Annotated in this window: 21 protein-coding genes; 6 read left to right on the forward strand and 15 right to left on the reverse strand. The window is 47.7% G+C overall.

Features of this window, described 5'->3' with window-relative positions:
- Positions 1–40: 40 nt before the first annotated feature.
- From SOW26_RS02270 to SOW26_RS02330, 13 genes are all read right to left on the reverse strand, one after another.
- The gene (locus SOW26_RS02270) at positions 41–676 is read right to left on the reverse strand and encodes an endonuclease III domain-containing protein (protein WP_154476358.1); all 636 of its coding nucleotides are present in this window, start codon (positions 674–676) and stop codon (positions 41–43) included.
- Positions 677–865: 189 nt separating this feature from the next.
- Positions 866–2,626, reverse strand: coding sequence for an amino acid ABC transporter ATP-binding/permease protein (locus SOW26_RS02275; RefSeq protein WP_276959739.1), 1,761 nt, complete (start codon positions 2,624–2,626; stop codon positions 866–868).
- Positions 2,623–4,362 carry an ABC transporter ATP-binding protein/permease gene (locus SOW26_RS02280; protein WP_276959741.1) on the reverse strand — a complete coding sequence of 580 codons (1,740 nt, stop codon included), beginning with the start codon at positions 4,360–4,362 and terminating at the stop codon, positions 2,623–2,625. The genes SOW26_RS02275 and SOW26_RS02280 overlap by 4 nt, the downstream gene beginning before the upstream one ends.
- A 130-nt stretch (positions 4,363–4,492) precedes the next feature.
- Positions 4,493–4,897 carry a YbaN family protein gene (locus SOW26_RS02285; RefSeq protein WP_320651817.1) on the reverse strand — a complete coding sequence of 135 codons (405 nt, stop codon included), beginning with the start codon at positions 4,895–4,897 and terminating at the stop codon, positions 4,493–4,495.
- A 42-nt stretch (positions 4,898–4,939) separates the two neighbouring features.
- A complete protein-coding gene (locus SOW26_RS02290; RefSeq protein WP_154478812.1) occupies positions 4,940–5,698 on the reverse strand; it encodes an ABC transporter ATP-binding protein in 759 nt (252 codons plus the stop codon).
- 76 nt (positions 5,699–5,774) lie between these two features.
- Positions 5,775–6,833 (reverse strand): FecCD family ABC transporter permease, encoded by a 1,059-nt coding sequence (locus SOW26_RS02295; protein WP_154476366.1) that lies wholly within the window; start codon positions 6,831–6,833, stop codon positions 5,775–5,777.
- 15 nt (positions 6,834–6,848) lie between these two features.
- Complete coding sequence (isdE, locus tag SOW26_RS02300) at positions 6,849–7,973, reverse strand: heme ABC transporter substrate-binding protein IsdE (protein WP_276959745.1); 1,125 nt, start codon at positions 7,971–7,973, stop codon at positions 6,849–6,851.
- Positions 7,960–8,973 (reverse strand): heme-binding Shp domain-containing protein, encoded by a 1,014-nt coding sequence (locus SOW26_RS02305; protein WP_276959747.1) that lies wholly within the window; start codon positions 8,971–8,973, stop codon positions 7,960–7,962. The genes isdE and SOW26_RS02305 overlap by 14 nt, the downstream gene beginning before the upstream one ends.
- A 73-nt stretch (positions 8,974–9,046) precedes the next feature.
- Positions 9,047–14,707: an NEAT domain-containing protein gene (locus SOW26_RS02310; protein ID WP_320651818.1), complete on the reverse strand. Its 5,661-nt coding sequence runs from the start codon at positions 14,705–14,707 to the stop codon at positions 9,047–9,049.
- Positions 14,708–14,793: 86 nt separating this feature from the next.
- Positions 14,794–15,261 carry a hypothetical protein gene (locus tag SOW26_RS02315; RefSeq protein ID WP_276959750.1) on the reverse strand — a complete coding sequence of 156 codons (468 nt, stop codon included), beginning with the start codon at positions 15,259–15,261 and terminating at the stop codon, positions 14,794–14,796.
- A gap of 87 nt (positions 15,262–15,348) precedes the next feature.
- The gene (locus SOW26_RS02320; protein WP_320651819.1) at positions 15,349–15,837 is read right to left on the reverse strand and encodes a hypothetical protein; all 489 of its coding nucleotides are present in this window, start codon (positions 15,835–15,837) and stop codon (positions 15,349–15,351) included.
- The gene (locus tag SOW26_RS02325) at positions 15,750–16,577 is read right to left on the reverse strand and encodes a hypothetical protein (RefSeq protein WP_276959754.1); all 828 of its coding nucleotides are present in this window, start codon (positions 16,575–16,577) and stop codon (positions 15,750–15,752) included. The genes SOW26_RS02320 and SOW26_RS02325 overlap by 88 nt, the downstream gene beginning before the upstream one ends.
- Positions 16,578–16,594: 17 nt before the next feature.
- Positions 16,595–17,437, reverse strand: a complete 843-nt coding sequence (locus SOW26_RS02330; RefSeq protein ID WP_276959756.1) for a metal-dependent transcriptional regulator — start codon at positions 17,435–17,437, stop codon at positions 16,595–16,597.
- 251 nt (positions 17,438–17,688) lie between these two features.
- Here SOW26_RS02330 and SOW26_RS02335 point away from each other — a divergent pair, with 251 nt between their 5' ends.
- Complete coding sequence (locus SOW26_RS02335) at positions 17,689–18,066, forward strand: metal-dependent transcriptional regulator (protein WP_276959759.1); 378 nt, start codon at positions 17,689–17,691, stop codon at positions 18,064–18,066.
- A 127-nt stretch (positions 18,067–18,193) separates the two neighbouring features.
- On the opposite strand, the gene ahpC is transcribed toward SOW26_RS02335, so the two are convergent.
- On the reverse strand, positions 18,194–18,757 hold the full coding sequence (gene ahpC, locus SOW26_RS02340; RefSeq protein ID WP_276959761.1) for an alkyl hydroperoxide reductase subunit C: 564 nt from the start codon (positions 18,755–18,757) through the stop codon (positions 18,194–18,196).
- A gap of 348 nt (positions 18,758–19,105) precedes the next feature.
- On the opposite strand from ahpC, the gene SOW26_RS02345 reads away from it, so the two are divergent.
- The 5 genes from SOW26_RS02345 (at position 19,106) to SOW26_RS02365 (ending at position 23,824) form a co-directional block, all read left to right on the forward strand.
- Positions 19,106–19,906, forward strand: a complete 801-nt coding sequence (locus SOW26_RS02345; protein WP_154476384.1) for a transporter substrate-binding domain-containing protein — start codon at positions 19,106–19,108, stop codon at positions 19,904–19,906.
- Between the two features lie 76 nt (positions 19,907–19,982).
- A complete protein-coding gene (locus SOW26_RS02350) occupies positions 19,983–20,654 on the forward strand; it encodes an amino acid ABC transporter permease (RefSeq protein ID WP_276959763.1) in 672 nt (223 codons plus the stop codon).
- A 17-nt stretch (positions 20,655–20,671) separates the two neighbouring features.
- Positions 20,672–21,412, forward strand: coding sequence for an amino acid ABC transporter ATP-binding protein (locus tag SOW26_RS02355; RefSeq protein ID WP_154476388.1), 741 nt, complete (start codon positions 20,672–20,674; stop codon positions 21,410–21,412).
- 11 nt (positions 21,413–21,423) lie between these two features.
- Positions 21,424–22,431 carry a glutathione S-transferase C-terminal domain-containing protein gene (locus SOW26_RS02360; RefSeq protein WP_320651820.1) on the forward strand — a complete coding sequence of 336 codons (1,008 nt, stop codon included), beginning with the start codon at positions 21,424–21,426 and terminating at the stop codon, positions 22,429–22,431.
- A 184-nt stretch (positions 22,432–22,615) separates the two neighbouring features.
- The gene (locus SOW26_RS02365) at positions 22,616–23,824 is read left to right on the forward strand and encodes a coenzyme F420-0:L-glutamate ligase (protein WP_320651821.1); all 1,209 of its coding nucleotides are present in this window, start codon (positions 22,616–22,618) and stop codon (positions 23,822–23,824) included.
- A 181-nt stretch (positions 23,825–24,005) separates the two neighbouring features.
- On the opposite strand, the gene SOW26_RS02370 is transcribed toward SOW26_RS02365, so the two are convergent.
- A complete protein-coding gene (locus SOW26_RS02370) occupies positions 24,006–24,242 on the reverse strand; it encodes a hypothetical protein (protein WP_276959771.1) in 237 nt (78 codons plus the stop codon).
- Positions 24,243–24,245 lie beyond the last annotated feature (3 nt).

Raw genomic sequence — 24,245 nt, forward strand, 5'->3', positions numbered from 1 at the left:
ACGCACCGCGCACCCTTCCCTGCTGCAAAACTACGACAGTCTATACTCCCGCTTTCTTACAGATATCGTTTAGGCAGCACCTGTCGCAGTACGGACTGGTTCTTGCCGTACAGACATCCCGGCCGTGGAACACCAGGCGGTGGCAAAAATCACTGCCCTCTTCCGGCGGTATGATCTTCCACAGTTCCATTTCCACCTTTTTCGGTTCCCGGATCCCTTTTACCAGGCCGATCCGGTTGACCAGACGGATACAATGGGTGTCTGTTACGATAGCAGGCTTCCCATACACGTCTCCCATCACCAGATTCGCGCTTTTTCTTCCGACTCCGGGAAGCTTTAAAAGCTCTTCAAAGGTTTCGGGGATCCCTCCGTTGTATTGTTCTTTCAATATCTTCATACAGGCGCTGATGTCCCTCGCCTTACTGGCTCCCAAACCGCAGGGCCTGACAATTTTTTCTATTTCACCGACCTCTGCTTCTGCCAGTGCTTCCACCGTCGGAAATTTCTCATACAATCCTTCTACAACTACGTTTACTCTTTCGTCTGTACACTGCGCTGCCAGACGCAGGCTGACAAGGAGCTTCCATCCTGCATTATAATCCAGTGTACAGGTAGCATCGGGATATTCTTTTTTCAATCGTTCGATCACTTCTATTGCCAGTTCTTTTTTTCTCATGATTCCTCCTGTCACTTTGTCTGATCCTGGTATTATAACACAAAACGACCGGAAATCAAACACGGTCGCTTTGTGAATCGTCGTTTTGTAAATCGTCATTCTATGGCAGTTCTCCCCAGCGTTTTGTGATAGGACGTCTTCTTTTCTCTGCCAAAACGTTTCTGTCGTCGAAAGAAACGGCGGCTCTTTTCAGGACAGCCTTCCGCTTTCCATCTCATAGACCACATCTGCAATGTGCATGGTAGAGGCTCTATGAGACACCAGTACCACCGTTTTCTTCTGTGCCGACTCCTTCAGGGATTTCAGGATCATCCCTTCATTCAGGGAATCCAGGTTGGAAGTAGGCTCATCCAGCAAAATAAGGTCAGTGTCGTGCAGGAATGCCCTGGCAATACCGATTCTCTGTTTCTCTCCGCCGGATAAGGTGTCGCCAAGTTCCCCTACTTCCGTATCATACCCTTTGGGAAGGCTCCTGATGAAATCATGGACGGACGCTTTCTTCGCCGCCTCTATGATCTCTTCCCCGGATGCTCCCGGCTTTGCGATGGCAATATTATTTGCAATGGAATCATGAAACAAATGCGTTTCCTGCGTTACATAGCTTTCCATGCTTCTGAGGCATTTTGTAGGGAGCTTTCTTACATCCTCCCCGTCTACAGACACGCTTCCTTCTTTTACATCCCAGAAGCGCATCAGCAGTTTCAAAAGGGTCGATTTTCCGGAACCGCTTGCTCCGTGGATCCCCGTGATCCTGCCCGGCTTCCATTTCAGGGAACAATGCTCCAGAATCACGTCCTCCTCATATGCAAATGTCACATCCTTTGCCTCTGCCCCTGCAAACTCCTGTTTGCGCTCTCTGGCGTCCTCTTCTCCCGGAATCTCCTCTGTCATCGGAGTTTCTTCCAGCAGGGAAAGAACCCTCTCTCCACTTGCCAGTGTCTGATTCAGATTGTTGGAAAGGCTGGATAATGCCACCGTCGGCCCAAAGGATCCCATCATTGCGATCGTGCATGTCAGGATCCCTTCAAATCCCATCTCTCCTCCCGCATACAGCCACACCGTCAGCGCCAGCATTCCAAAAGAAGCCGCCAGGATCGTCAGGTTTGTGAAGGACCGCTGTGCACCTTCCATCCTGCTTAAAGCTTCCTGCATATCCGCAAGCTCCTTGGAGCGCTGCGACAACTGTTCCTTCCTCCGGTCTCCCTGTCCGTACCGGATCGTCTCATCCAGACCGCGAAGAGAATCCAGCACGAAGCTGTTCAATTCCCCGAAGCCGGTTCGAAATTCCATGCCTCTTTCGCCTCCACGCCTGCCGTTCCATACGGGGATCACGGCCCCGACCAGCAGATACGCCGACGCGGCAAGCAGCCCTGCCATCCAGTGATAGTTTCCGATAAACAGAACCATGATCAGTGACGTCAGTGTCGTGATGGCGATCGGAGAGATGGTGTGCGCATAGAATACCTCCAGCAGTTCGATATCTGTCGTGATGAGCGAGATCAGATCCCCCCGGTCCCTTCCTTCCAGCTTTGCCGGACACAGCTTTCGCAGAGCTGCAAATATCCTGTGCCGGATGATTGCCAGTAGCTTAAACGCAATGAAGTGGTTGCAGTACTGTTCTGCGTAGTGGAGGATCCCGCGAAGCACCGCAAGCAGGAGCATTCCCGTAAGAATGGTTTTCACCGGAGTAAAAACCAGCCACATATGTTTTACCGGAACGCTCATTCCTGCCGCGCCTGTCAAAAGTCCGTGTACCACCACCTGTCCGGCCAGGATCGTCAGGAAAATGGCGCACAAATACCCTGTCGTCCCAAAGAGGATCGCCGCCAGCATAACATGGAGCAGCGGCTTTACCAGCCCTATCAGGCTCCCCATGATCCGAAGCGCACTCCTGCGGTTTTGAAAAACACCGGAAGTATCTGCCTGTGTCCTTGTTTTTCCTGTACTCATGCGCCGCTTCCCTCCTTTCCATACTGTTCCAATGCCATCTGCCTGTCGTACAACTGCCTGTATGCGCCGTCCGCCTGCATCAACTCTTCGTGGCTTCCATTCTCAGTGATCCTTCCGTCTTTTAGAAAGCAGATCCGGTCAGACTTCACAACATTTGCCAGCCGGTGGGAGATCAGCAGGACTGTTTTTGTCTCTGCGATTTTGCGAATCACGTCCATGATCTTCTCCTCACTTTCCACATCAATGTTGGAGGTGGCCTCATCAAACAGATAGATCTTTGCTTCTTTCAGCAGGGCTCTGGCAATCGCCAGTCTCTGGCGCTGCCCTCCGGACAGATTACTTGCCCGTTCCAGCAATTTTGTCTGTAAGCCCTCCTGCGTCTGTAAAAATCCCAGAAGATTTACCTGCTGCAGGACATCCTTCATCTCCTCTTCCGTCGCATCCGGCTTTGCCATGCGCAGATTTTCTTCTACCGTTCCCTTAAACAGATAGCTGTTGTGGCAGACGAATGCCATCTGCTTCATCCACTCGTCTTCACACACCTGGGCAAGGGATGCTCCTCCGATGGTGATTTCTCCGGAATATCCCCGGTTTTTCCCGGCAAGAATCCCGGCAACCGTGCTTTTTCCACAGCCGGATTCTCCCACCAGTGATACGAAGCTTCCTGCAGGAAGTTCCAGATCTACCCCCGCCAGGATCTCTCTGTCCTTCTCATAGGAAAAACGCACATCTTTCAGAGAAATGTCCCATGGCTCATCCGGCAGGGCACATTTTCCTTTTTGCGGCTCCGGCAGATCCAGGATCCTGAAAATCCTGTCGCTGGCCGCCATCCCATTCATGGCAATATGAAAAAACGAACCAAGCAGGCGAAGAGGCAGGAAAAATTCACTGGCAAGCAGGATGATGCACAAGGTTCCCGATATGCCCGTTTCCCCCTTCAAAAATTCTGATACTGCCACCGCCATTCCAATGGTTGCGCCGCCGTAGGCTATCACATCCATCACGCTGGTAGAATTCAGCTGCATGCTCAGCACCTTCATGGTGATCCTGCGGAAATTCTGTGATTCTGCGTCCATCTCGTCCGCCTTTTGCCGGTCTGCCTGATAGATCTTCAGGGTGGTCAGTCCCTGCAGGTTTTCAAGAAAAGAGTCTCCCAGCCCCGTATAAACGCTCCAATACCTGTTCAGCAGCCTTTTTGCCAGTTTCTGTACCACCACAATGGAGACAGGGATCAGCGGCACACAAAGCAAAAGGATCCCGCTGGCTCTGAAGCTGATCCTGCAAAGCACGAAAAACAGAGTAAGGGGTGCGACCAGGCTGTAAAACAGTTGCGGCAGGTATTTCCCAAAGTATGTTTCCAGTTGTTCTACCCCCTCGGTGGACACCTGTACCACCTCAGAGGACGGTATCTGCTCGCTGTAGGACGCTCCCAGCCTCAGCATTTTTCCATAAATCTTTTCCCGCAGGACCTGTTTTACATCTACACAGGCCAGATAGGAGGATCTTGCCCCCATCCGCTCACAGACAAATCGGATCCCTGCCACCAGGGCCAACGTCAGTATCGTGCGCTCTATCACAGGTATCGTCACTGTACGGTATGCGATCCGTTCCAGCAGTCCTGCAACGGAGAAAACGGCCAGTACCTGCGCCAGAAGCGCCGTCCACTGCCACAGAACCGTATATGCGATATACTTTTTTGCATGGGACAGAAGTCCCATCAGTCTTGTTTTGATCATATGCTTTCCCTTGTTCTCTGTTTCTTCCTGTTTCTTCCTGTTTTTTCTTGTTTTTTCCTGTTTCTTTCTCATTTCTTTTCTGCTTCTTTTTTCAGTCCGTTAAAAGCCGGACCGAAGGACAGATCCTGTTTCAGGACTCTCCCTCCGGCGTTTTCTTTTCCGGTTTTACCGTCTTTACCCGCAGGGAAAAATACAGCAGATGGCATACCCATACCACCACAATACAAAGTCTTCCCACCGGCACCTGCTTCATGCAGAGAAATCCAATGGCCATCACCGCCGTTACCATCCCGATCATCTTGCACTTTGTTTCTACCGTCATTGCTTTTTTTTGAACAAAACTGTCCAGATGCTTCCGGTACAGCTTCGTTCCTACAAACCAGTCATGCAGTTTTCTTGAACTTTTGGCAAAGCAGACCAGCGTTGCCAGATAAAACGGAGCTGTTGGCAGGATCGGAAGCAGGATTCCTGCCGTACCAAGCCCTAGGCAAAAAAAGCCCAGCGCTATCCACACTATTCTCAACGGATTTTTCATATTTTCCCTCCCCGGTGTCATTGTCCTCCTGTTTCTGTCCTTCTACACCGCCAATACAAACTTACCTCCGGCAACCTTTGTCACTCCAAGCTCAATTCCATACAGTTCCCGGATGCTCTCTTTTGTGATCACTTCCTCCGGATCTCCCTCCACCAGCACCTGTCCGTCTTTCAGTCCGATGATCGTGTCCGAGTAAGCGATGGTCTGATTCATATCATGTAACACCATGACGATCGTCATCCCAAATTCCCGGTTCAGTTTCCGGATCAGCTGCAGGATCTCGATCTGATATCGGATATCCAGGTAAGTCGTCGGTTCATCCAAAAACAAAAGCCCGGTTCCCTGACAAAGTGCCATGGCGATCCACACCCTCTGACGTTGTCCTCCTGAAAGTCTGTACACCTCTTTGTTCCTGTAGGTTTCCAGATCCGTCACCTCCAGCGCCCACCGAATCATTCTCGCATCTTCCTCGCTTTCTCCCTGCATCATCCTTTTATGGGGCGTCCGCCCGAATGCCACCAGCTCCTCTACGGTAATATCCTCTGCCGCAGTATTGTACTGCCAGACGACAGCGGCTTTCCTGGCCAGCTCTTTCAGGCTCAGATTCTGGATATTCTTTCCCTTCAGGAAAATATTTCCCTTTTTCGGATACAGGTTTTTCGTCATCAGAGAAAACAGTGTGGATTTCCCACATCCGTTTGCCCCCATAATGGTTGTGATCCTTCCCTCCCGGATTTTAAAGGACACACCTTGAAGCACCTGATTCCTGCCATACGCAAAGTGCAGATCCCGTACCTCCATGGCCGGCTTATCCGCCCATTTTCTTTTTTTGTCGTCTCTTCTTTCCGCCTCTTCCACAGGAACAGAAATTCCTCGCTTATCTTCCATATTTTCCGGACCTCCTTAACAGGATGATAAAAAACGGTCCTCCCGCCACACTCATGATAATGGATGCCGGCACTTCATAGGGAACGGCGATACTCCTTCCTATGGTGTCTGCCAGCAAAAATGTAAATGCCCCCAGCAGCGCGCTGAACGGCAGCAATACCTTATGATTCCTTCCTACCAGAAGCCTTCCGATATGGGGGACGATCAGACCCAGAAAGCTGATGGCTCCCACCACCGCTGTGGAAATGCCTGCCAGCAATACCGCAGTCAGAGAAATGAGGATTCGCATCCTGTTCACCTGGATCCCCAGACTTCTTGCCGTCTTATCCTCCAGGGCCAGCAGGTTGCACGTCTTTGCAAACAGGACCGCCAGCACCAGCCCCGGGACAACATACGGAACCAGGATTCTTACATCGTCCCAGGTCTTCATCGTGATGTTGCCGTTGACAATGGCAGCCACTCCCGACATATTGCCGCCGTTCATCGCATTCAGGGCACCGGACAGACCGGTAAACATGGCGTTTACCGCCACGCCTACAAGGATGATCCGAAGGGGGCTTAATCCTCCTTTCCAGGACAGGCTGTACACAAGCGCAAAAGCAATCACGCCCCCCAGAAATGCAAACAGTGGCACAAAAAAGAAGAAAGCAGGTGCAAATGCCGTGATCATCACTGCCGCAAAGCCTGCGCCGCTGGAGATCCCGATAATCCCCGGATCGGCAAGCGGATTCTTAAGCACCGCCTGAAACAGTACGCCGGATACTGCGATCGCCGCCCCTGCCAGCAAAGAGAGTACGATACGCGGAAACCGCAGGTCATAGATTGTTGCTACCTTCTCATTATATGCTGTAAATAATCCTTTCGCCAATTCCAAAAAGCTGACTTTCAGGCTCCCGATATTGACTGCCCCAAAGAACAGCGCCGCCAAAAGCACCGTCATCACGACAAATGAAACAGCCGCTTTTGCCGTCCGGCTCTTCGCCTTCGCCTGCCCGGATGGATCTTTGGCTGCCTTTCCGGAAGTGTTTTCCAACACCGTTTCTGTCATCCGCTTCCCTCCTCCCTATCTGCCGTCCTTCTGTTCCTCATAGATTTCCGTCGCCTTGGAATCCTTTGCTTTCTTCTGTGCCCCGTCGCTGTTGTCCCTGGCTTTCTGTGCATCCGCCTCACTCTCCGGATACAGGATCGGCTGCAGTTCTTCCAGCGCCTGCGGATATCTGAACGTGGCGCTCATACCGAAATATTCATAGGTCAGGTCATAGACCCTGCCGTTTTTGACCGCTTCAAAGTGCTGCCAGATATCATTTTCTGCAAAGTCCTTCTGGAACATTTCCACCACCTGATCCGGAAGCGCATGGGCAGCCCGCAAAATAATATCCGGTTCTTTGGTCTTCATATCTTCGGTATTGACTGTCAGAAATTCCTGTTCCTCATCGGAATACACATTCTCTCCGCCTGCCAGCTCCACCAGACTTCCCACGTAAGAATTTGGCGTTGCAATGATATAGGAGCCTGGAAGTCCCATCAGGATCATTACCTTGGGACGGTCTTTTCCCCGGTTCTTTTCCTTGTACTCTTTGTAAAATTTTGCAAACTCATCCACCAGTTTCTGCGCCTGCTCTTTTCTGTCAAAAATTTCTCCCAGTTCCTGAATGGAGCGGTACATCCCCGGTACGCTCCTGAGATTTAAAAACGCCCAGTCCGTATCGATCGCCTCGTATTTCGGCTGCAGATCCCCCTGTAAGGATATGGGGCTCAAGATCCAGTCCGGATCCAAAGACGCCACCGTTTCCATGTCCGGACTCATGGCTGTCCCCACGGTTTCCACATTTTTATACCGCTTTGGGATCGTGGATACCGTACTTGTGCACACGCCTGTCAGAGAAAGTTCCAGTTTGTCACAGATATCTGCCGTCGCCGGAGACGTTGCAATGATCCTCGGTTCTCTTTTCATGGACTGTACTTTTTTCTTCGCCGCTTCCACCGCTGCTTTTTCTTCCTGATCGTCGATCTTCAGCAGCATGTTTACATCGCTGTCTGCACCTGCAGCGTTCTCCGAAGAAGTTTTTTTATCGGAACCGGTCTTTGTTTTTCCCCGCTTCTGATCCACACAGCCTGCCAGAGACAGCAGCACCACCAGAGCAAGAAAAAGAACGGCTGCTCTTTTCAGATAGTTATTCCCTGTCATCTTCTGCGCCTCCCCAACGTTTCCAGTTTCTGCGGAAAACATACACGACGCCGGCTGCCGCCCCAAGCAAAATGAGGCCGGACACTACGACGGCCAGTGCGGTCTGAAAGATCCGGTTCCCGGAAGCGGCTGCTCCTTTCTTTTCTTTCACGTTTCCCGCCTTATTTTTTGCCGTGGAAAGACTCAGCCCTTCCGCAGAATCCAGGGCGCTGTCCCCCTTATTGGCAAAAGAAGTATTCTCTCCTCCCTTCGCTGCCTTCGTAATACTGCTTTGCAGCTTTTTCCCCGACGTAGCAGAGGAACTGCTTTTATCCCCTGCCTTCGCACCTGAAAGAGAAGAGCCTCCGGCTCCCAGACTGCCGCCTCCCGATGCTCCCGGCGTTTCTGCGGAGGCTTCCGGCCCTGCACCTCCGGTCGCCGCCTCTGTTCCATCCGAAGTCCCTGTTACCATTGTCGCGCGCATATCCGTCTGGTTTCCTTCCCTGTAATCGCTGGGGTACAGATAGAAGACCACAGCCCTTCCCATGGGATTGACATACATGGTCCCTCTGACAACGCAGTTTTCACTCGGCACGCGCATACAGATGTCTCCTGTCGTTCCGTTGCTGTCCGTACCGTTTCCTGTCACTCCCATTTCCGATGGAACAGACCATCCGGAATCTCCCACATTCTGCACCTGAAAACTATGGTTGCTGGTGTAGTCCATCAGACTCATGCGGATGGTCAGATAATAGGCGCCCTCCTCCGTCACCTCCAAAATCCCGTTGCCGTAGATGCAGCCTTCCACCATACCCTGACCGGTGGCATAAGCGCTTTCTCCGCCGGAATCTTCAATGACGCCTGTCACCGGATGCGCATAGCACCTGTTGACTGCACAGCTATACACCGTTCCTCCGGCTGCATACGCCTTTATCGCAGGAACGCCGACCGGCAAGGCAACGGCAAGCAGGAATGCCATGATTACGGACAATATCCTTTCCTTTTTCCTTGTTACTCTCATTTTTTATCTCCTGTCAGGAGCCGGACGGATGTCTCTTCTGACCGAAGGGAATCTGTCCGGCTCACCCTCTTTTCTATTTTTCGATGGTTTTCTTTCTGGAATCTTCCATCCTTCCTGCCAGCAAAGCCACTCCGCTCAGAAGCAGAAGAGCCGCCCACAGAGTAAAGTCCTGCGTCTGATCTCCGGTCTTAACGGAAGACGTTGGCTTCAGGCCGGAACCCGGACTGCTTCCAAGTCCGGAGGTTCCGGGTTTCAAAGAAGCGCCCCCCAGAGAAGAAGCGCCGGGCTTCCCGCTTCCCAACGTATTATTCCCCAGGATATTGTTTCCCGGCGTTCCCCCCGGACGGTTTCCGTTTGTATGATCGTCGTTTCTGTGAAAGTTGGGATCATCTGCCGTGGCAGCCTTCAGAGAACTCCAGTCCAGCTTCAGGAATACCGGCTGTGTTCCTGCTCCCGGAGAGATCGCTTCCATGATGGGAACAAACACCTGCAGCGGCGCATATCCTTCCGTAACAGCTTCCGGAATCAACTCAAACGTCACTTCATCCGGATACTTCGTTCCGTACTGATCGGATACCAAAGAGCCGTCGCTGTTTTTCTGATAACTGTCTACTGCGGCATCTGCCAGACTGCCCTGAGGATTGCCATATTTGTCCGTGGTATAGCCCGTCGTAAAATACTTCAGCGTTCCCAGATACCCCAGCTTCTGTCCTACCTTCAAGCCGTTAAAGTTCAGGGTGATATAATACTTTCCGTTCTTTACCGTCAGTTTCATGGTATGGTTGACGGCTTCATTTGACATGGAGGCGGTCTTTTTGTCTACCTTCACCATGGTTCCGTAAACGGAGTAGCTCCCCTCCGCAAGATGATGAACGTCTGGTTTGTCCTTGTTTTTCTTTGTTAATTGCTGAACGGCTTTTGCAAGCTTTGCTACCTGCGCATCCACCAGTTCCTGAGAGGCCTCGTTATTTTCCAATACTCTCCTGGCATTGGCAACGGCACTTTTTAATTCTGTAAGCGTATCTTCCGTGTAGAGATCTGTCTGGCTTAAATAGTTCTCTGCTTCTGTGATCTTTTCTTCCAGCTTGCTCTTATCTGCCGTCTTTTTCTTTGCAAGACCGTTGATGGCTGCATCCAGCGCCCTCTTTGCCGCAGCTACCTGGGATTCTTCCGCCTTTGGATCTGCTGCAACCTTTTCTGCCAGCGTGATAGCTGTACGCAAAACCGCTATGCTGCTGCTTTCATAAAGATCCGTCTTTTCTGCCTCTGCCTTTGCCCGCTTGATCAGATCCTCCAGTTCCGTTTTGTCTACCCTTCTCAAACTGTCCAGCGCCACCTGCAGGGCCGTCACCTGCGCCTGCACTTCTGCCTTCGTGGCGTCCGTCCGTTCCGATACTGCCTGTGCATTGGCAATAGCCGTCTTCAACGCCTCCAAGGTTGCCGGAGTATACACTACATCGGTTTGTGCCGCTTCCGCCTTTGCTTTTTCCATCAGCGTATTCAATTCCGTCTTGTCCGCAACCTGTATTTCTACCGCATCCACTGCCGCCTGGAGAGCCTTTACCTGAAGATCCACCTCTTCCTGGCCTGCATTCATGTCGCTGTAAACGTCCTGCGCCGTCTTGTAGGCTGCATGCAGAGCAGTCCAATACTCCTGTGGCACACCGCCCTGCTCCATTTTGGACACCTGACTCAGCAAAACTTCCAGGATCCTGTTGTCTCTCTTGATCCCCGTTTCCTGCCGGATGTTTGCCCAGTCAATGGAAATTCTGGCCACCTTTGTCCCCTGACCCTTCCCGATGCTCTCCATGACCGGAACATACACTTCCACGTAAAACAGATTTTCATTCAGGTTGACCGGAATGGACAATGTTTTGGGATACCAGCTTCTTTCTATATTTTTGTCGTAGTACTCAGAATTTCTATCATTGAACACATCATAGACGTCTGTGTATTCCTCCAGGATGTCCGCATCCGAAGCCTTGTATGCTTCCGGATAGTGGTATGCATTATATTCTACGGAATCCATATCAACTTTTTTCAGGTTGTACAGATACCCGGTCATTCCGGCAAACTTCATGGGCCGGAAATACATTTCCAGAGCCACCTCTCCTTTTCCGGATACCCGTATCGTTCCGGTCTGATCCATGGAAGCGTTCCCCATGGAAGGATCATTGGTCGTCGCATGCAACAATTTCACCGGTACCGAATACGTTCCTTCAAAAATCTGTGGGTATTCTTTAAAAAGTGTGCCTTGCCGGTTTTTGGGAACAAGCGCTTCGTAGGAAGCCGTAAGTAATTTTATCTGTTTTTCTACCTCCGTCTCCGTCGCGTTTACATCCTCGGAGACTTTCCGGGCAGATCCGATGGCTGCCTGAAAGCTGTTCCAGCTGTTTTCTGTGTAGGCATCATCGTTCTTCCTGGTTAACGCATCTTCGATGTAGCCGTTTAATGTCGTCTTGTCTACTTCGTCTTTCCGGCGGACAAGTCCCTTCACCGCTTTGTCCAGCTTGTCCATCTGTGCCTTCATTTCGTCTGCGGAGGCCCCGGCATTGTTTAATACGGCTTCTGCCTCCTCCATCGCCAGCCTGAGTCTCTCATAGCTTTCCTTCGTATAGTTGGCTTCTGCATACTTATTTTTTGCATCCGACACTGCCTGATCCAGCTCCCGTCTTGCTTTTTTCTCCGCCTTCATTACAAGCCCCGCCGTCGCCGTATCCAAAGCCGTCTTTGCTGCCGTGATCTCCGCCTGGAAGGCCACCGGATCAGCCAAAGTCTTTTCTGCCCCGGCTATCGCCTCTTCCACGGCCGCAAAGGAATCACCGGTATAGTCATTTCCTTTCAGTGCCTTTGCTTCTTCTAGTCTTTCTTTTAACCGGGAGGTTTCCACCTCCTGCTTCTGCGCAGATTTCAGATCCAGTTTCAAAAGATTCTCTGCTTCCCCTTTTTCTGTCGTGATCTTTACTTTCTGGGTTTCTACGTTGGCAGGTAGCACAACTGCAAATCTGCCCTGTTCAGCGTCTGCAGAGCTATATCCGGCTCCTTTACGATACCGGATTCCGGTAATCCCTTCTACGTACAGGTAGGCTGTCACTTTGCCCTCTTTATCTGCGTACAGACGAACCGACTTCAGCGCCGTATTCAGGTCACTTGCCGTCCCGTCCGGATTGGTAAACGCTGCCTGCGCCTCATAAACACCTTTTTCCAGGGAGACGGCCTCCGCTGCCGGTACAAGCGCCTGCATTGCCGACTGCAGCTCTTCCAGCGCACTGTCTGCATTGTCTTCCGTCACCTTTCCCTCCTGGGCTTTGAGCACTGCCTGCAGGTCTGCCCAGCTTTCCGCCGTATAATCCGTCTCCTTTAATGCTTTGGCATCCTTTTGGAGCTTGTTGTATCTGTCAAGTTTCTTTGCCTCTTTTAATCCTCTGACTGCCTCTGCAATCTCTTTTTCCAGCGCTACAATCTGTGCATCTTTGGCAGATGTTGTTCCATTGATGATCTTCTGTGCCCGATCTACCGCATCAGACAACGGCCGGTAGGACGCCTCGGTATAGTTTTCCGCCTTGTATTTGGATGCCTTGTCTACCGCTACCACCAAAACCGATCTGTCGTGCACCGGTTCCACGATCTCCGCCACCTTCTTCAATCCGGACAGCGTCATAAATGCCGTCCGGCTTCCTTCGCCGGATCCGGGGGTCTTTCCCTGAAGCTCGTCCATGATCGGAACATAAAAATTCAGATACACTCCGTCATCTCTGTCTGCCGATTCCGGAAGTTCAAATCCCACCGTTTTGGGGTAGTAGAGATCGTACTGTTCTGCATAAGTATCCATATCTGTACTTCCCGCATCATTCAGGTAATAGCTGTAATACTCCAGAGGCGTGTATGTGCGCAGCACCGGCGGCTCACCTTGCTTCATCTGTTCATTATTGGCCTGAAAAATCCCATTGGAATAGCCGTATCTGCCGGCAACAACAATTCCCTGTGTATCAAAGTAGATCTGCTTCTTTCCGCCTTTTACCACCAGACGTGCCGAATCATTTACCACGGCTGCATTGCTCATGGACAGTCTGTCCGGCTGGTTCTGCTGCCACATCGTAACATTTACGTTATAAACGCCTTCCTGAATTTCAGAGAGGTCCGCCCGACTGGACGTTTCTGTAACCGCAAGGGTATTGTATACACATGTAGTCCCTGTGATAACCAGCTCGTCCCCGTCCATCCGAATACTTCCGTCTTCATTTTTGTAGGAGGACGATCCAAACTCTTCAATCGGATTGAAAATCTGGTACACCGGAGCTTTATACCACTGTACCTTTATTTTACTCGTATCCCAGTTTTTCGGGATCCTGACTCTGATTTCTACTGCCCGCAAAGGCTTGACCACCGAACCGTTTACAGTGATCGCCAGATTGTAAATGAGATTTTTGGAAGAGCTTCCCGCCAGAAGAGAGTGGTATTTGTTATATTCGCTCTCTTCATCTCCCGTTTTCTGTAAAAGCTCCGCTTTAAATTCCGGATGCGCACTTCCCACGTTATAGCTATCCGTTATAACGGTCACATCTCCGTCTGTTAAGCGCAGCTTCTTCTTTGGGGCATGCCTTACTCTAAGCTCCCCATAATATGTCTCTCCTTCCGTCGTCTGGATCTTGATCTCTTTTCCAAAAACGGCTTCCTGCAGATTTGCAAAAACAACCGATAGTTTTCCATCCGACAGGATATTCTCCGAATACACTGCAATGGTTTTATCCCCCGCAGATTCGGCGGAATAGGCATACACATACTGTGAAAACGCATCATTGTCAGCAACAGACGTTGATTTTTTCCCTATATCCCGGATCGTCTGAAGCACCTGTACAGATGCGATCCCCTCCGGATCCGCAAGCTCGGCAAGGACTTCTATTTTCCCGTCTTTGATAGTCACCTGGCTGTTTCCGCTAAAATAATCATTTACCTGATTTCCTGCAACGGCAGATTCATAAAAATCCGACGCTTCTCCCGCTGTTGTGGAAACCCTGGAAACCTCAAGCCCCGGCGTTTTGTAATTGGAACCGGTAAATTCCTTTACCGCCTCCGCATGGCTCAGATCAAATACAAATTTCCCATACTCCAGCCCTGTGGTGTAGGTATATCCTTTTTGTCCTTTTTTGTATTCATAGCTTCGGAAAGCGTTCACATAGATGGAGCTTTCCAGGGTCTCCACGTCAAAGGTACACCAGGAAACTCCCGTTTTCCCTGTTTCCACCACAACATTCTGAATATATTTTTCATTCCACCCTTCACTGATGTATGCTTCTATCGCCTTTCTTACATCCTCTGCCGTATCTTTCTCAAAAATATATGAATCCGGCAGATTGTACGTTCCCAAAAGCACTTTCGACGGCTCTGTTTCATCCGGAATTACCCCCGGCTTCGAAAATTGCAACACGTCTATCTTGTCATAGTTTTCAACCTGTATCGTCACGCGATAGGTTCCGTCCTCCTTTTTGCTGACAATTGCGATATTATCAATAAATTCAGGGATCCCTCCTATTTGCTGATAGATCTGATAGGCCTCCCCGCTCATATCATAAAAGGATAGGGGAACAAGATAAGACTCTCCTGCTTTTATCTCGGAAATGCTGTGTTTTGTTTCGGGTCTGTCTTCTGTCTGTGCGCTTGCCGCTGCCTCCCATGTGCCTGTCAGCATGCCCAACAGCAGCACAAACGCTGTTATTTTTTTTATGATCTTCATGTTTTTTCCACCTCACCAAAAAGAGAGGCTGCACACAAAGCGCAGCAACTCTTTTTTTCCATCACATTTTTAAGTTGTGCCGTTTTCTATTGGATTCCGGTCAGTTTCAGATATCCGGTAGCCCCCATCGGCATGATCCCGATGTATGTTGTAAATCTTCCTGTGATGGTGCAGCCTTCATAGAACGTAGACGCGTCCAGTCCCGTAAAGGTAAAATAATAATCTTTTACACCATCCACCGTCTTTGTCTTTGGTTTTTTTACGACTCCGTTTACCTCCATTTTCCCCAGATGTCCGGTAATCCCCAGATACTTGATCTCATGTGTGTGGACCACTAAAGTGGCTTTTCCTCCACTGATAGAGATATCCGCCCGCATATCGTTGACCGCAGCATCTCCCATGGACAGGGTCGTGCACTCCTGATTCTTGTAAAGATTCTGCCGGGCGGTATACTTTCCGTCACTCAACGGCCCTGCGGCAAACGTAGCCGCGCCCATGGCAGATACCATAACTGCCGTCAGCAGTGCGGCAACCAATTTTTTGATGCTTCTCATAACCATGATCCTCCTTTTCTTTTTTTCGGCATTTCATCAATGAAATCCAGCTATGAAATACTCTGAAGTTGCACAAACTTCTTTTAGTTATTTGCAACTAACTATATGCCCAAAAGATAGCATGTCCTCTTGTGCATCGTCAACACCTTTTTTCGTGCAGCAATGCACGGTTTTGCCTTGTTTTTCACGGTATGATCGCCTGTCTTTTCGCTCTTTCCCTGAAATTTCCTGTTCTTTTTTATAGTTTTTAAGACCTGTTCTTGCCTGATTTTTTTCATTCATTTCTTCTTTCCTTCTAAGAATCTTATTTCGTGCATGCTTGCACAATAACCGTTTTTCAAAAAACACTGCCGTGTGATTCTGGCAAAGGCCTTTTTGTTTCGGGAAATGGGATAAAATGTGTTGATGGACGAACCCGTTCATGCGGAATTTCGTCCTACGAAACAAAAAAACAGGCGGGATTGCCTGCTCTTTTGCTTTCCGTACTATTAAAATATAAATACAAGCCTTGCCGTACTTTCCGGCATATGGGCCGTCCCCAGAGAACACGCCACCGTTATCATAACGTTCCCCCACATGATTCCTCTTCCAAAGTCCTGATACATACATGCCGTCAGGGGAATCTTTACTTTTCCATCCAGGATTTCCGCATTCTGCACCATTCCTGCGTCCAGATACTTTAAGGACGCCAGTCGTCCCGTCATCCTTTTTCCGTTTACACGGGAGACTGCATGCATATCTCTTGTAGTAAGTTCCAGGTAGCTCTCTTTCTCCCCATAGACAAGCTGCGCATACCGCTCAAAACCTCTGTCCGCCATGGACTTCTTCGTTTCGCCCCTGACGTCTGTCTGAAAGATGGCGATTCTTACCGGATGTCTGCCATGGCTTAGTACATCCCTGACATCTGTTACGATAGTCCTTTGAATCTTCGATGCGTCCGCCTCGATCCTCGGATATTCTGCGATCGTTTTTTCCAGGATCTCATAATCCGCATTTTCAAAAAGTGCTCTTGCCAGATCATCGATCCCTTCCTTTGCTCCCGTCCGGATAAGATAATTCCTGACGTCCTTCTCCAGCCGCCGATTCCATTCCAGAAGTCTTCTCCCTTTTTCCGTAAATTTAAATTCCTGCGTAAGGTATCCTTTTTCCACACACGATTTAAAAAACCGACTGACTTTTGAGTGAACCAGTCCAAATTTTTTCGATACCGCTTCCACCGCCCCGCGTCTTTTGTCCAGCTTTTCCAGTTCTGCCAGAAAACCGATCTGCTGGACTGTAAGTCTTATGGTATCCGCCGTTTCCGTTGTTTTCTCCATGTTCCCCTTCCTTCTTCCTACCATAGCTCCACTTCCAACTGGCAACTGTTCCAGATATCCGGTTCTTCCCCCGGTTCTGTCAGGGCGATCAGCAAGCTTCCTTCTACCAGGGTCTCACTTGCTTTTACGATAAACTCGAAAGCATTTGCCGGAATCCGTTCTCCCAGCCTGCCTTTTCCCGCTTCTGTCCAGTCTTCCGTCAGTTTCCCTGCATTTTTGTACCACAGCTTTTTCTTAAACTTATATTCTTCTTTTGCATACTGCAATTCAAACCAGCCGGAATCCGCGATCTCCAACGTGATATCCCCGGTGTACCAGAAATTTTCTTCCCGAAAGGTTCTTGGGCGATTCTGCCCCATACTGTAGATCTGCATCATAAATACATAATTTCCCTTTGCATACCTGTCTGTCAGCTCCGAATTTTTGATTCGCCTTTCATACCCTCTGATGTCCGCATTTGCGAACGTACAAAGCGCCTTGACGGTCTCATCCGTAAAGAAATGTTCTGCGCGACAGGCATCCTGCTCCGCCGTTTCTTCTGTCACCCCTATATACTGCAGAAACTGGCTGATGGAAGAATGTCTTTCAAAGCATTCATTTCCTTCTGAAATCCCGTAGGGAGTCAAAATGATCTCTTTATTTGGGGCATACGGGTAAATATATCCTTTTTCTATCATCTGTTTCAACAGGGCGGCCGCTGTTTTTTTCGGAATGTCAAATTGTCGTCCTATCTTGACTTCCGTGGCTTCTGTCCCCTGCTTTCGCCAGATATATAATTGCTCCAGAATGTCCGTTTCCCTCTCCACCTTTGAATAGGGCGACATCTCTATCCTGCTTCTGTCTTTCGTCTTTTCTTCCATAAAGCCTCCCGCTTATCCCAGTCCTGTTTTCTCTGTGCTTTTTATTGCCTGTCCGCAATCTGTATCCGTCGCTGTTTCTGACGGATCTTCGACTTTCCTGTATCCGTCTCTTGAGATCCTTCCCGGATCCGAATCCTTTCTCGTTAGTCTCTTCAAGCTTTCATTGTCTTGTTTCTTCACAGAACCTTTCTTGCCAAGGAAGATTCGGGTGTGGTAACATAAAGGTACATTATGGAAGCGAGGTGTAGCATATGAAACTTCACGAATCTGCCGAGAACTATCTGGAAACCATCCTGATCCTGAGCAAGCGCCTTGGTAATGTCCGCTCCATCGACATTGCCAACGAGCTTTCTTTTTCCAAACCAAGCGTCAGCGTAGCCATGAAAAATCTGAGACTCAACTCCTACATTGAAGTGGACAAGGACGGACATATCTCTCTCCTGGAAAAAGGCCGGGATATTGCCGAAAAAATTTACGAACGGCACACCTTCCTGACCGACTTTTTGATTTCCATCGGCGTAGACCAGACTATCGCCGCAGAGGATGCCTGTCGGATCGAGCACGTGATCAGCTCCGAATCTTTTGCCGCTCTGAAAAAACATACCCAAAACTGTATAGGATCCATGTAGGGAACAAATTCTGTTTCCGTCCTGTTTCATGGCACCACAAAGCCGGCGCCGATCTTGACAGGTCCCATCGGCGCCGACTGTAGCAATATAAGATTCCCTCCTGCCGGAAATCCTTCCGGTCTGCTGCTTAAATCTTCCCTACAAGATCAAGCCCGGGCTTTAGCGTATCCGCCCCCGGCTTCCATCTGGCCGGGCACACCTCATCCCCATGTTCGCGGACAAACTGGCTGGCCATCACTTTTCTGAGCAGCTCTTCTGCATTTCTTCCTACATTTCCTGCGTTGACTTCATAGGCCACGATTTTTCCTTCCGGATTTACGATAAAGGTTCCTCTTTCTGCCAGTCCGGTTTCTTCAATATACACCTCAAAGTCTTTTGCCAGAATATGGGTAGGATCCGCCAGCATAGGATACTGGATCTTTCGAATGGTTTCGGAAGCGTCACGCCATGCTTTATGCACAAAATGTGTGTCACAGGACACCGAATATACTTCGCAGTCGATCTTGCAAAATTCTTCGTATAGTTCCGCCAGATCTCTTAGCTCTGTCGGGCAAACAAAGGTAAAGTCTGCCGGATAAAAGAAAAACACGCTCCATTTTCCTTTCAGATCTTCCTTTGATACCGTCTTAAACTTATTATCCTGAAATGCCTGTACTGAAAAATCACTGATTTCCTTGTTGATGAGTGACATTCTTTTCCCTCCTTTGTTTTCATTTTTACAAAAGTTAGTGTATGCTAACTTTTGATCCAGTATAGCAATCTCCCGAAGCAAAGTCAAGTACCGATCCAACCAGCGCACTTTTCTTTCTATTTTGATTTCGAAAAGTTCTGTATAGTCTGTCCTTAAGATTTTTCTTCTGTAGCAGCCCTCCTTTTATTCTTTAAAATCTCCTATTTTTCTCTGTTATTTATATAAATTTTCGATATTCTTCATAAAAAATATCAATTTTACATTTTAATATATGTTTTCTATACTTAATCTGAGTTGGTTTATTTCGTGACTAAATATCATCGTTTTATAATGTCAGAGGAGGTTTTTATGAAGAAAAGGATTCTATCTACACTACTGATTTTTGCAATGGGAGTTTCCATAGCAGCAGGTTGCTCTTCCAGATCTGCCTCATCCTCAGATAAGGAAGATGCTTCCAAAAAGCCAATCATTATTTCCACTACGGGGGAACATGCATTTTTTTCGGAAACCAACAAAAAAGGAAAATTAGAAGGCTTTGAAATTGATGTCTGGACAGAGATCGGCAAGCGTCTAAACAGAGAGATTCAATGGAAAACAGCTGGATTCCCCGGCATTATTGAATTATTAGATTCTGGAAGAGTGGACACTGTTGCAGACCAAATCGGAATCACAGAAGAACGGAAAGAAAAATATTATTTTACAGATGTCTATTTTTATGTTCCTTATCGGATTGTAGTTGCCGAGAGCAATAATTCCATCCATTCTGTAAACGACTTATATGGGAAAAAATTGGGACTTCTTAGTAATGATATTGCTTACTCTTATTTTGATGAGCTGGATCCTGAACAAAAAATTGAATATGTTAATTACGATGACAGCACCGGTGTCCCTGCAGACGTAGCTATGGGACGTCTTGATGCAACTTTAATGTCCTCGCTCCACATAGACACTGTAAAAAAAGAATCCGGTCTCAAAATAAAAGGAGTTGGAGAACCCGTATACACTGAGGATAATGGGTATCCCTTCCAAAAAACCAAAGAAGGTAAATTGTTACGAGATCAGGTAAATGGAGTATTAAAGGAGCTGAAAGAAGAAGGCTTTATGAAAAAAACTGCATTAAAGTGGTTTGGATTTGATCCCATGGAATAGTATGCTGCATTACAAGAGAGTGAGATCTCACTCTCTTGTCTTTCTTTCCCCGGTCAACGAAAGGATACAGACTATTATGGATATTTCTTTTAAAATACCCTATTTTATTTCTATGTTCCCTAAAATCTTACAACTGTTTCCCGAAACCATAAAAGTAGCCTTCTGGGCCTTTTTTCTGTCTCTATTTTTCGCTTTAGTCTTGGCCATAATCCGGCAATATAAGATAAAAGGACTATACTTTTTAAGTTCTGTTTATGTCTCTTTTTTTAGAGGAACACCCTTTATCGGGCAACTGTTTCTTTTCTATTATGGCTTTGCACAAGTTAGTAAAACCATTCGAAGTATGTCACCTTTTACAGCTCTTATCATTGCTCTCAGTGCTAATTATTGCGCATTCATGTCGGAAGATATACGAGCAGCTCTTAACTCCGTTGAGAAAGGTCAATATGAAGCAGGACTTTCCATTGGTTTAAAACCACTTTCTGTTTTGAAACGAATCATTCTGCCTCAGGCTGCACGAATTGCCATCCCTGGACTTTCCAACAATTTTATCAGTCTGTTAAAATCTACTGCTATAGGATTTATGATCGGCTACAAAGACATGATGGCTATTGTCAGCATGGAAACATCTCGATCCTATCGTTTTTTGGAGGGTTATACAGCTGCTATGCTTTTATATTGGGGAATCATTTCTCTTCTCTCATACATACAGACGCAAATAGAATTTCGATTAAATCGTATTTACTAATTTATACAGGAGACGCTATGGTAGATGTGAAAGAATTAAAAAAAAGTTTTGGAAAACTACAAGTTTTGAATGGAATTTCGTTCCACTTAGACCCAGGTAAAATTTTAGTTTTAATCGGACCTTCTGGTACCGGAAAGTCAACACTACTACGCTGTTTAAATTATTTAGAAAGACCATCGAACGGAATCATCACTATCGGAAATGTAACTGTAAATGCACGGGCGGCGAAGAAAAAAGAAATTTATCACCTTCGTTCAAATACCTCTATGGTTTTTCAAAATTATCACCTGTTTAAAAATAAGACTGCTTTGGAAAACATTTTAGAGCCCCTTCTTTCTGTAAAAAAATTAAGTCCCTCTTTTGCAAATGCAGAAGCTCTCCGTATTTTAGATGAAATCGGTCTTTCGGAAAAAAAAGACAGTTATCCTTCTCAATTATCGGGCGGGCAGCAACAGAGAATTGGAATAGGACGAGCGATTGCCGTAAATCCAAAAGTTATGTTGATTGACGAACCCACTTCCTCTCTTGACCCCGAATTAGTCGGAGAAGTCCTACATCTCCTTTACAAACTGGCCGCAAAACACACCACCATGATTATTGCCACCCATGAAATGGAATTTGCAAGGCAGATTGCTGATCATGTTCTGTTCATGGAACATGGCCAAATTGTAGAGGAAGGAGATCCTATGACATTGTTTACTGCTCCCAAGAAAGAGCGCACACGCCAATTTCTACAAAAATTTTCATTAAACTTATAAAGGAGAAAAATATGAAAAGAGTTCATTCTCAAAGTCCAATTTACAGACCCAACGCCATTGATTTTGAAATTAATGAAGAGGGTGAATTCATCCGACAACTCCCTAGATTTTCTACTCCCTTCAGTGAAACTCCTTCTGAAACCTCAGTAATTTCACAAAAATATCGTTTGATTTTATCAAAGGGTTGCTGCTGGTCTAACTGTCTGTCCATCCTGTGTGACCTACTTCATCTTTCTCGCATTGTCACTATAGGATATGCCGAAATTCATCCAAAATCTCCCGAGCTTGGATGGAGCTTTTTTCGCGAAAAAAATGGTATGGATCCTTTTTTAAATGTTCATTTTCTCGGTGAGCTTTATCTTCGAACAGACCCCTCTTTTTTCGGTAGAGCTACTGTTCCAGCTCTTATTGATGTTTCTACCGGAAAAATAGTCAACAACGACTTTCGAAATCTTCCCTACTATCTGGAAACATTTTTTCGTTCCTTTGATTCAAATAACACCCCTGATCTGTATCCCGTTTTTCTGCGAAATGATATTCAACAAATGAACGATTGGCTCTATTCTCATATCAATAATGGAGTTTATCAAATGTTTTTCGCACAAAAAATTACCGCTTATGAAAAAGCCTTCTCTCATTTCTTCGATGGGCTTTCGACACTTGATCTCCGTCTAAAAACACAAAGATTCCTATCTGGTGACTATATCACAGATAGTGACGTCCGGCTCTTTGTTACGCTCACTCGATTGGATTGTTCCTATTATAGATTCCTTGGTCCTATTCGTCAGAGGCTTGTGGACTACAAAAATCTTTGGGACTATGCCAGAGATCTGTATTCTGTCAAAGCATTTCAGCGGCATACCTTCTTTTCTGAATATGCAAAAGAGAGGCGAGTTCCCGGGAAAGAATTTCAAACCTTTAACGCTCGTTTCTGGGATCAGATAGATTACGAAGCACTATGGAACTCTCCTCAACAAAGAAGTCTTCTCAGTCAGACTCCTTTGAAACTGTTCTTCTGATCTTTTTTTGCAGGTTTTCACTATTTTTTCCATATTTTCCATCATCGTATTTACTGCAAAGTTTCTTCGCATCATTTTTATATTGTACTATCTTTTTAACTTGCTATAATAAAGGTGTAGTTTAAACCGAAATGAAAGGAGAGTGGAACTGTCCCTTTCCCGGACATCTTCCACGATAATTTTTATGGAACAACAGACTGAGCAGATACGTAGAATCGGAACTATTTCCATGGGGCTTCGGGCTCCCATCGTTCAGGAAGGAGATCCTCTGCAGGACATTGTGGTCAACACCGTGCTAGAGGCGGCTGCTTCCGGAGCATTTCAGGTGGAGGACCGGGATATACTGGCTGTGACAGAGTCCATTCTGGCACGCTCACAGTCCAATTATGCCACCATTTCCCAGATCGGCGCAGATGTCAAAGCCAAACTGGGCGGTGATACGATTGGCGTGATCTTTCCCATCCTAAGCCGGAACCGCTTTTCCATCTGTCTGAAAGGCTTTGCCAGGGGCGCACGAAAGATCGTCCTGATGCTGAGCTACCCTTCTGATGAAGTGGGCAATCATCTGGTAGACATCGACCTGATAGATGAAAAGAGGATCGATCCTTATACGGACACCTTGACACAGGAGGAATTTGAGTCTCTTTTTGGCAAATCCTGCCATACCTTTACGCAGATGGATTATGTCACCTACTACAAAGAGCTCATCCAGGCAGAGGGCTGTGAGGCGGAAATTATTTTTTCCAATAACCCAAGAGCCATTTTAGATTTTACCGATACCGTTCTGACCTGCGATATCCACACCCGTTTTCGGACCAAACGGCTGCTGAAAAAAGCGGGCGCCAGGCTTGTACTGGGCATGGACGATATCCTGAACGCCTCTGTCGATGGCAGCGGATTCCATCCGGAATACGGACTGCTGGGTTCCAACAAATCCACAGAAGAGACCATCAAACTGTTTCCCGTTGACTGTGATGCCTTTGTAAAGAATGTTCAAAAACAACTTCTGCAAAAGACGGGAAAGCAGGTGGAGGTTATGATATACGGAGACGGCGCCTTCAAAGACCCGGTAGGAAAGATCTGGGAACTGGCGGATCCCGTGGTATCTCCCGGTTATACGGACGGTCTTTTAGGCACGCCCAACGAAGTAAAGCTGAAGTATCTGGCCGATAATGAGTTCAAGCATCTCACCGGTGATGCGCTGAAGGAAGCCGTGCGCCGGTCTATTTCGGAAAAGCAGGAGCATCTGGGAAACCACATGGCAGCTCAGGGAACCACACCGCGCCGCCTGACCGACCTGATCGGTTCTTTGTGCGACCTGACTTCCGGCAGCGGAGACAAAGGGACTCCCTTCGTCTACATTAAAGGATATTTTGACAATTACACGGTATAGACAGCAGACCGCCTGATGTCTGCCGGCGTTGTAGATCCGTTTGTACCAGAAAAAGGAATCTCTCCTTGTCATACTCTGACCGGGAGGATTCCTCTTTTTTGTTTTAAGAAGCAGCAGGATTTTTATCTTCCAAAAGATGTTTTTTACTTTCTTTTATTCTTATGTTTTTATATCTTCCTTTTCATTCTTTCAGCCCCAGAATTTCTGCCAGCACTTCTATCAGGATCTCATTGGTGCAGGACTTCACATAACCCAGCAGATGCAGAGAAATCTCATCCTGCTTCTGTGCTTCTGTCAGAGTGGCGTCTTCCTTCGTCTTTTGAATCAACTGTACCACCTGCGGCGTCATTTCCTCGTAAATATCTACTGTCGTCCGGGACACAAGTTCCCTTAATTTTTCGTATGTTACCGGTACCATATA

It is taken from the genome of Suipraeoptans intestinalis (genome assembly GCF_034091795.1).
Classification (GTDB): domain Bacteria; phylum Bacillota; class Clostridia; order Lachnospirales; family Lachnospiraceae; genus Suipraeoptans; species Suipraeoptans intestinalis.